Source organism: Hydrogenophaga sp. OTU3427, from assembly GCF_038440225.1.
GTDB lineage: Bacteria > Pseudomonadota > Gammaproteobacteria > Burkholderiales > Burkholderiaceae_C > Hydrogenophaga.
Map to the genome: position 1 here is coordinate 1 of NZ_JASATI010000078.1, position 8,158 is coordinate 8,158.

The window sequence follows — 8,158 nt, forward strand, 5'->3', positions numbered from 1 at the left end:
TTCAGCTCCGGTTCAAAAATTGCCGAAATACAAACAACGGTATTCGTGGTGCCCTTGGCGGGAATCGGACCCGCGACCTCTCCCTTACCAAGGGAGTGCTCTACCACTGAGCCACAAGGGCAAAAAAAGCAGCCTGTCGACCGCTGATTTCTACAAAACAATGCTTCAGCAACATGACAGCACTGGAGCGGGAGACGGGAATCGAACCCGCGTCATCAGCTTGGAAGGCTGGGGTTCTACCATTGAACTACTCCCGCCAATCACCCGAACCCGGAACAACCCGGACACAGGCATCGCTTCCCAAAAACGCTCTAGCACCGACAAATCACTGGTGGAGGAGGCTGGATTCGAACCAGCGTACGCATAAGCGGGCAGATTTACAGTCTGCTGCCTTTAACCACTCGGCCACCCCTCCACGGCAAGCCATAGATTATGCCACGGTTTTCGGGCTTTCGGGCAACCACGCAACAGGAACGCCACCGGACTCGACCAGGAAGCGGTTGGCCTCGGCAAAATGCCCACAGCCAATGAACGGCAGCGGCGGGCGCAGCGCGGACAGCGGCGACGGGTGGTTGGCGCGCAACACCCGATGACGCGCGCCATCGATGCGTGCCGCCTTGGCCTGCGCATGGGCGCCCCACAGCAAAAACACCTTGGGCCGCTCATGGGCATTGAGCCGGTCGATCACGGCGTCGGTCAGCGCTTCCCAACCCAGCCCCGCGTGGCTGGCGGCCGCGCCGGCCTCCACGGTCAGGCAGGTGTTGAGCAGCAGCACCCCCTGGCGCGCCCACGCCACCAGCGAACCGTCGCGGGGCACGGGCCGTTCGGTGCCCCGGACCAGTTCCTTGTAGATGTTGCGCAAGGAGGGCGGCACCGCCACGCCCCGCGCCACCGAAAAGGCCAAGCCCTCGGCCTGCCCCGGGCCGTGGTACGGGTCCTGCCCCAAAATGACCACCCGCACGGCATCCAGCGGGGTGAGGGCCAGCGCCCGCAAGGGCTCGGGCGGGTACACCGTGGTGCCCGCGGCCAGGCGGGCCCGCAGCGCGTCGCCCAGGGCACGGCCGGTCTCGCTGGCGAAAAAGGCCTCGGTGGTGGGTGCCCAGTCGGGCGACACCGGCCATTGGTCGGGCGCCCAGGCGGTCAGGGCCGGGGTCGCGACCGCATCGGCTGCGAACAGGTCGACCTGCGCCACGCTCAGCCCGGCAGCTGGAACAGGGCACCCAGCGCCACGCCGGGATCGGGCGCGCGCATGAAGGCCTCGCCCACCAGGAAGGCGTGCACACCGGCGTCCCGCATGGTCTTGACGTCGGTCGCGCCCAGGATGCCAGACTCGGTCACCAGCAGGCGGTCGGCCGGCACGCGCGGCAGCAGGTCCAGCGTGTTGCTCAGCGACACCTCAAAGGTCCGCAGGTTGCGGTTGTTGACACCCAGCAGGCGGGTCTTGAGCCTGAGCGCGCGCTCCAGCTCGGTGTCGTCGTGCACCTCCACCAGCACCGCCATGCCCAGCGAGTGGGCCAGGGCTTCGAGTTCGGCCATCTGGGCATCGTCCAGGCAGGCGGCGATCAGCAGGATGCAGTCGGCGCCCATCACCCGCGCCTCGTAGACCTGGTAGGCATCGACCATGAAGTCCTTGCGCAGCACCGGCAGATCGCAGCTGGCGCGGGCCTGCTTGAGGTAGTCGGGGCTGCCCTGGAAAAAGTCGCGGTCGGTCAGCACCGACAGGCAGGCTGCGCCATGCTCGGCGTAGCTCTGGGCGATGTCGGCGGGGATGAAGTCCTCACGGATCACGCCCTTGCTGGGGCTGGCCTTCTTGATCTCGGCGATCACGGCGGCTTGGCCCTTGGCGATCTTGGCGCGCAGGGCGCCTTCGAAATCGCGCGTGAGCAGCCGGCTTTCGGCGTCGGCACGCACCATGTCCAGCGGCTTCTTGCGCTGGGCGGCGGCGATTTCGGCGCGCTTGACGGCCACGATCTGGTTCAGGATGTCGGTCATGGTGTGTGGGCCTGCTGCTTATGCCTTGAGGGCGTGGGTCTTGACGACCAGTTGGTCGAGCCGCGCTTTGGCCGCGCCCGTGTCGATGGCTGTGCGCGCCAGCGCGATGCCGGCGGGGACGTCCGCCGCTACGTTGGCCGCGTACAGCGCCACACCGGCGTTGAGCAACACGATGTCGCGCGCGGCTCCGGCCTCGCCCGCCAACACGCCCAGCAACATGTCGCGCGACTGCTCGGGCGAGTCGACCTTCAGGGCGCGGTTGCTGGCCATGGTCATGCCGAAATCTTCCGGGTGGATCTCGTACTCGCTGATCTCGCCGTTCTTGAGTTCACCGACCAGCGTGGCCGCACCCAGCGAGACCTCGTCCATGCCGTCGCGGCCGTAGACCACCACCGCGTGTTCGGCGCCCAGGCGCTGCATGGCGCGCACCTGTATGCCCACCAGGTCGGGGTGGAACACGCCCATCAGGATGTTGGGCGCGCTGGCCGGGTTGGTCAGCGGGCCCAGGATGTTGAAGATGGTCTTGATGCCCAGTTCGCGACGCACCGGCGCCACGTTTTTCATGGCCGGGTGGTGGTTGGGCGCGAACATGAAGCCGATGCCCACGGCCTCGATGCACTGCGCGATCGCCTCGGGCGAGAGGTTGATGTGCACGCCCAGGCTTTCCAGCACGTCGGCGCTGCCCGACTTGCTGGACACGCCCCGGTTGCCGTGTTTGCTGACCTTGGCCCCGGCAGCCGCCGCCACGAACATGGAGCAAGTCGAGATGTTGAAGGTGTGCGAACCATCGCCGCCGGTGCCCACGATGTCGACCAGATGGCGCTTGTCGGCCACATGCACCTGGGTGGCGAATTCGCGCATCACCTGGGCGGCGGCGGTGATCTCGCCGATGGTTTCCTTCTTCACGCGCAGGCCGGTGATCAGCGCGGCCATCATGACGGGCGAACATTCGCCGCTCATGATCAAGCGCATGATGTGCAGCATCTCGTCGTGGAAAATTTCGCGGTGCTCGATGGTGCGCTGTAGCGCTTCCTGGGGGGTGATGGGCATGGCGGTCTCCAGAAACAACAATGAATGGGATCAGGGCCGGCTGGACAAGGCCAGCTTCAGCCCAAAGGCGATGAACAGGGCGCCGGCCACGCGGTCCAGCACCGACAGGCCGCGCTGCACCACCGCTGCGCGGCGGGCCATCCAGGCGGCGGCCAGGGCCCAGCCCACGTTGACCGGGATGGCGTTGACGTTGAACAGCACGCCCAGCGCGAGGAAGACCCAGGTGGTGTGTTCGGTGCCCGGCGCAATGAACTGCGGCACGAAGGCCAGGAAAAACAGCGCCACCTTGGGGTTGAGCACATTGGTCCAGAAGCCGCCAGTGAACACGCGCCAGGGCTGGGCAGGCGCCACGGCATCGGTCGGGCGGTCAGCCGCCTTCGCCAGCGGGCTGCCGCCCGGCTTGGCGAACAGCAACTTGATGCCGACGTAGAACAGGTAGGCCGCGCCCAGCCACTTGAGCAGGTTGAAGGCCGTGGCCGACGCCGCCAGCAAGGCCCCCACGCCCAGGGCTGCGGCAACGATGTGCACAAAGCAGCCGGCCGTGATGCCCAGGCCCGCCACGATGCCGGCGCGCGCGCCGCTGCGCAGCGCGTGGGTCACGATGTAGAGCACGTCCGGCCCCGGGGTCAGGTTGAGCAACCAGCCCGCGGCGATGAACAGCATCAGTTGGTGCGCGTCGGGCATGGTGGGCTCCGGGTGGGCCAGACTCAGTAGACGGCGGTGCCGCGGGTGTGGCCGGCGGCCGTGGCGGCGGGCATTGCAGCGAAGTAGCCGCGGACACAGGCCAGGGCGTGGTCCACGCCCGCCACGTCCACATCGAGGTGGGTGACGAAGCGCAGGCCGATCAAGCCGGTGGCCAGCACGCCATGGTCCTTGAGGTGGGCCAGCAACGCCGGGCCACGGCCGTCGGCCACGTCGACGAAGACGATGTTGGTCTGGACCGAACGCACGCTCAAGCCCGCGATGCCGGCCAGCCCCTGGGCCAGCCGTTGCGCCAGCGCATGGTCGTCGGACAGGCGGTCCACATGGTGGTCCAGCGCGTGGTGCGCCGCCGCCGCCAGCAGGCCAGCCTGGCGCAGGCCACCGCCGGCCATCTTGCGCACGCGCAGGGCACGGGCGATCAGCTCGCGCGAGCCGCACAGGGCCGATCCCACGGGCGCGCCCAGGCCCTTGCTGAAACACACCGACAAGCTGTCAAAGTGATCGGCGATCTGGCGCACGCGGGCCAGCGCCGACTGCCCCGGTGCCGCGGTCGCCACGGCGGCATTGAAGACACGCGCGCCGTCCAGGTGGGTGGCCAGACCGTGCTCGCGCGCGAGCTGGGTGGCGCCGGCCAGGTAGCTGTCGGGCATGGGATGGCCGTTCCAGGTGTTCTCCAGGCACAGCAGGCGGGTCTGGGCGAAGTGCGGGTCGTCGGGCTTGATGGCGGCGGCGATGTCGGCCAGCGACATCTGCCCACCGGCGTCCTGCGCCAGCGGCTGCGGCTGCACGCTGCCGAACACCGCCGCGCCGCCGCCCTCGTAGCGGTAGGTGTGGGCCAGCTGGCCGACGATGTACTCGTCGCCCCGGCCGCAGTGGGCCAGGATGCCGCACAGGTTGCTCTGGGTGCCCGAGGGCATGAAGAGCGCCGCTTCCTTGCCGGTGATGGCAGCGATGCGCGCCTGCAACGCGTTGACCGTGGGGTCGTCGCCGAACACGTCGTCACCCAGCGGCGCCGCCATCATGGCCTCGCGCATGGCCGCGGTCGGCTGGGTGACGGTGTCGCTGCGCAGATCGACGGTGGGTTTCATCAACGCTCCAGGAAGTTTTTCAGCATGGCGTGACCGTGCTCGGTGAGGATGGACTCGGGGTGGAACTGCACGCCCTCGATGTCGAGTTCGGTGTGGCGCACGCCCATGATCTCGCCATCGTCGGTCCAGGCCGTGACCTTGAGCACATCAGGGCAGCTGTCACGCCGGATCGCCAGCGAGTGGTAGCGGTTGACGGTGAACTGCTCCGGCAAACCCGCGAACACACCCTCCTGTGTGGTGGTGATGACGCTGGTCTTGCCGTGCATGAGCTGCTGCGCACGCACGATGTCGCCGCCGAAGGCCGCGCCAATGCTCTGGTGGCCCAGGCACACGCCCAGGATGGGCAACTGGCCGGCGAAATGCCGGATGGCGGCCACCGAAATGCCGGCCTCGGCCGGCGAGCAGGGGCCGGGCGAGATCACCAGCCGGTCGGGCGCGCGCTGGGCGATGCCTTCGAGCGTGATCTCGTCGTTGCGGAACACCTCGACCTCGGCGCCCAGTTCTCCGAAGTACTGGACGATGTTGAAGGTGAACGAGTCGTAGTTGTCGACCATCAGGAGTTTGATCTTCTTCGCCATGGCCGTCACTCCAGTCCTTCTTCCACCAGTTCCGCCGCCCGCAGCAAGGCGCGCGCCTTGTGTTCGGTCTCCCTCCACTCCATCTCGGGCACCGAGTCGGCCACCACGCCGGCCGCCGCCTGCACGTACAACATCTGGTCCTTGACGATGCCGGTGCGGATGGCGATGGCCACGTCCATGTCGCCGGCGTAGCTCAGGTAGCCACAGGCGCCGCCGTAGAGGCCACGCTTGCTGGGCTCCAGCTGGTCGATCAGCTCCATGGCGTGCACCTTGGGCGCGCCGGTCAGCGTGCCGGCCGGGAAGGTGGCCTTGAGCACGTCCATGCTGGTCATGCCTTCGTTGAGGATGCCCTCGACGTTGCTCACCAGGTGCATCACGTGGCTGTAGCGCTCCACCGCGAAGGCCTCGGTCACCTTGACGCTGCCGATCTGCGCGATGCGGCCGATGTCGTTGCGCGCCAGGTCGATCAGCATCACGTGTTCGGCGCGCTCCTTGGGGTCGTTCACCAGCTCGATTTCGGTCGCCTTGTCCAGCTCGGGCGTGGCGCCACGCGGGCGGGTGCCGGCCAGCGGGCGGATGGTGACCTTCTGGCCCTCGGGCTTGTTCTCCTGCCGCACCAGGATCTCGGGCGAGGCCCCCACCACGTGGAAATCCCCGAAGTGGTAGTAGTACATGTAGGGCGAGGGGTTGAGCGAGCGCAGCGCGCGGTACAAGCTCAGCGGGCTTTCGGTGTAGCGCTTCTTCAGGCGCTGGCCCACCTGCACCTGCATGAAGTCGCCAGCGGCGATCAGCTCCTTGGAGCGGTCCACCGCCTTGAGGTAGTCGGCCTTGGCGAACTCGCGCTCCACCGGGTAGCCCTGCGTGGCCTTGACCTGGGGCGCGCTGACCGAGTACTTGAGCTGCTCTTTCAGCTCGCGCAGGCGCTTCTTGGCGTTGGCGTAGGCCTCGGGCTGGGCGGGATCGGCGTAGACGATCAGGTAGAGCTTTCCCGACAGGTTGTCGATGACGGCCAGCTCCTCGCACTGCAGCAGCAGGATGTCGGGGCAGCCCAGGGTGTCCGGCGGGCAGCTGTGGGCCAACTTCTTCTCGATGTAGCGCACGGCGTCGTAGCCGAAGTAGCCGGCCAGGCCACCGCAGAAACGCGGCAGGCCGGGGCGCAGCGCCACCTTGAAGCGCTGCTGGTAGGCGGCGATGAAGTCCAGCGGATTGCCCGGCGCGGTTTCCACCACCTGGCCATCACGCACCACCTCGGTCTTGGCGGCATCGCCAAAACCGCTGGCGCGCAACAGGGTGCGCGCCGGCAGGCCGATGAAGCTGTAGCGGCCGAAGCGCTCGCCGCCGACCACCGATTCGAGCAGGAAGCTGTACTTGCCGCCGTCCTTGGAGAAGGCCAGCTTGAGGTAGAGCGAGAGCGGGGTTTCGAGGTCCGCAAAGGCCTCGGCCATGAGCGGAATGCGGTTGTAGCCTTGCTGTGCCAGGCTCTTGAATTCGAGTTCGGTGATCACGGGTTGAGCCTCCTGCAGCTCAGGCCCTGCGCGGCAGGGCGTTCATTCGATCCGGGTGCACCCGAGGCGGGGTGCGCGAGAGCGCGGGCGGCATCACGGCGCCGCGCCGGCTGGGAAAAACGCGAACGATTTATGGCTTGCGCCAAGGCCAGGCTCCCCGGCTCCCTAGCGGGGCCCGGCAGACGGCGACGTTGCTGCGTGGAATGAACATGCGCGCAAGTGTAGCAAAGCCCGGACGGGCTTCGGAACAGGGCGAGCCAGAAGCGGGCCCCGGGCTCACCGGTTCTTGAACAGCGCGGCCACCAGGTCGGACTGCGTCACCATGCCGACCACCCGGTGCCGCTCGTCCACCACCGGCATGTGGTGCAGGCCGCCGTCGGAGAAACCCGTCACCAGGTCGGCCATGGCCTGCCCGGGGCGGGCCGTGATCACCCGCCGCGACATGATCTCGTGCACGCGGCGCGCGGTGCTCAGCAGCGGCGGCCGCTGCGGCACCGGCGCGCTCTGGCCAATGAAGAAGTCGTGCAGCGAGACGATGCCCACCAGCCGGCCGTCGGCCTCGGTCACCGGCAGCGCCTTGACCTTGTGGCTGGCCAGGCGCCGCCAGGCTTCGTCGACCCGGTCGTCGGGCCCGATGCAGACCACGTCGCGCGACATGATGTGCTCGCACAACACGCCCGCCCAGTGCCGGCGCTGGGCGTGGAGCTGCGCGCGGACCAGGATCTCTTCCAGGTCCTCGCGGTCGATGTCCAACACCTCGCCGTAGGACGCCAGCGCGGCGTCCAGGTCCTCGGGCCGCACCCCGGTGCGGTGGGTGGGCAGCGGATCGCTGGTGCGATGGGGCTGCGGCGCGCCGTGGTGGGGGTAGCGCCGGCCGGTGATGTTGTTGAACAGCAAGGCCAGCAGCAGCATGCCCAAGGAATTGACCAGCACCGGACCGAACGCAAAGCCGAGGTCCAGCCGGTGCACGGCGGGGCCGCCCAGCACGGCCGTCAGCGCCATGGCGCCACCCGGCGGGTGCAGGCAGCGCAAGGCCACCATGGCACCCACGGCCAGGGCACCCGCCAGCGCCGCCACCGGGCCGCTGTCCCCCAGCCAGCGGAAGACCAGCACACCGACCAGGGCCGACACCAGGTTGCCGCCCAGCACCGCCCAGGGCTGGGCCAGCGGGCTGGCCGGCAACAGGAACAGCAGCACGGCCGAGGGGGCGCGGGGGGGGGGGGGGCCCCCGGGGGGGGGCCCC

General features: G+C 68.4%; 8 protein-coding genes and 3 tRNA genes. All 11 read right to left on the reverse strand.

Going from position 1 to position 8,158, the window contains the following annotated elements; translation table 11 throughout:
- Window positions 1–46 precede the first annotated feature (46 nt).
- Window positions 47–121, reverse strand: a tRNA-Thr gene (locus AAHB17_RS23850).
- Between the two features lie 62 nt (window positions 122–183).
- Window positions 184–257 (reverse strand) — tRNA-Gly (locus AAHB17_RS23855).
- Between the two features lie 72 nt (window positions 258–329).
- Window positions 330–415: transfer RNA gene (locus AAHB17_RS23860), tRNA-Tyr, on the reverse strand.
- Window positions 416–430: 15 nt separating this feature from the next.
- Window positions 431–1,192 carry a uracil-DNA glycosylase gene (locus AAHB17_RS23865; RefSeq protein ID WP_446719650.1) on the reverse strand — a complete coding sequence of 254 codons (762 nt, stop codon included), beginning with the start codon at window positions 1,190–1,192 and terminating at the stop codon, window positions 431–433.
- Between the two features lie 2 nt (window positions 1,193–1,194).
- Window positions 1,195–1,992, reverse strand: coding sequence for an indole-3-glycerol phosphate synthase TrpC (gene trpC / locus AAHB17_RS23870; RefSeq protein WP_342133560.1), 798 nt, complete (start codon window positions 1,990–1,992; stop codon window positions 1,195–1,197).
- Between the two features lie 18 nt (window positions 1,993–2,010).
- Window positions 2,011–3,042, reverse strand: a complete 1,032-nt coding sequence (gene trpD / locus AAHB17_RS23875) for an anthranilate phosphoribosyltransferase (RefSeq protein WP_342133561.1) — start codon at window positions 3,040–3,042, stop codon at window positions 2,011–2,013.
- Window positions 3,043–3,072: 30 nt separating this feature from the next.
- Complete coding sequence (locus AAHB17_RS23880) at window positions 3,073–3,726, reverse strand: LysE family translocator (protein WP_342133562.1); 654 nt, start codon at window positions 3,724–3,726, stop codon at window positions 3,073–3,075.
- 23 nt (window positions 3,727–3,749) lie between these two features.
- Entirely contained in the window at window positions 3,750–4,832 is a 1,083-nt protein-coding gene (gene ltaE, locus AAHB17_RS23885; RefSeq protein ID WP_342133563.1) for a low-specificity L-threonine aldolase, read from the reverse strand.
- Window positions 4,832–5,410 (reverse strand): aminodeoxychorismate/anthranilate synthase component II, encoded by a 579-nt coding sequence (locus AAHB17_RS23890; protein WP_342133564.1) that lies wholly within the window; start codon window positions 5,408–5,410, stop codon window positions 4,832–4,834. The genes ltaE and AAHB17_RS23890 overlap by 1 nt, the downstream gene beginning before the upstream one ends.
- 5 nt (window positions 5,411–5,415) lie before the next feature.
- Window positions 5,416–6,915, reverse strand: a complete 1,500-nt coding sequence (gene trpE, locus AAHB17_RS23895; protein ID WP_342133565.1) for an anthranilate synthase component I — start codon at window positions 6,913–6,915, stop codon at window positions 5,416–5,418.
- 276 nt (window positions 6,916–7,191) lie between these two features.
- On the reverse strand, window positions 7,192–8,158 hold a 967-nt coding region (locus AAHB17_RS23900), incomplete at its 5' end, for an HPP family protein (protein WP_342133566.1).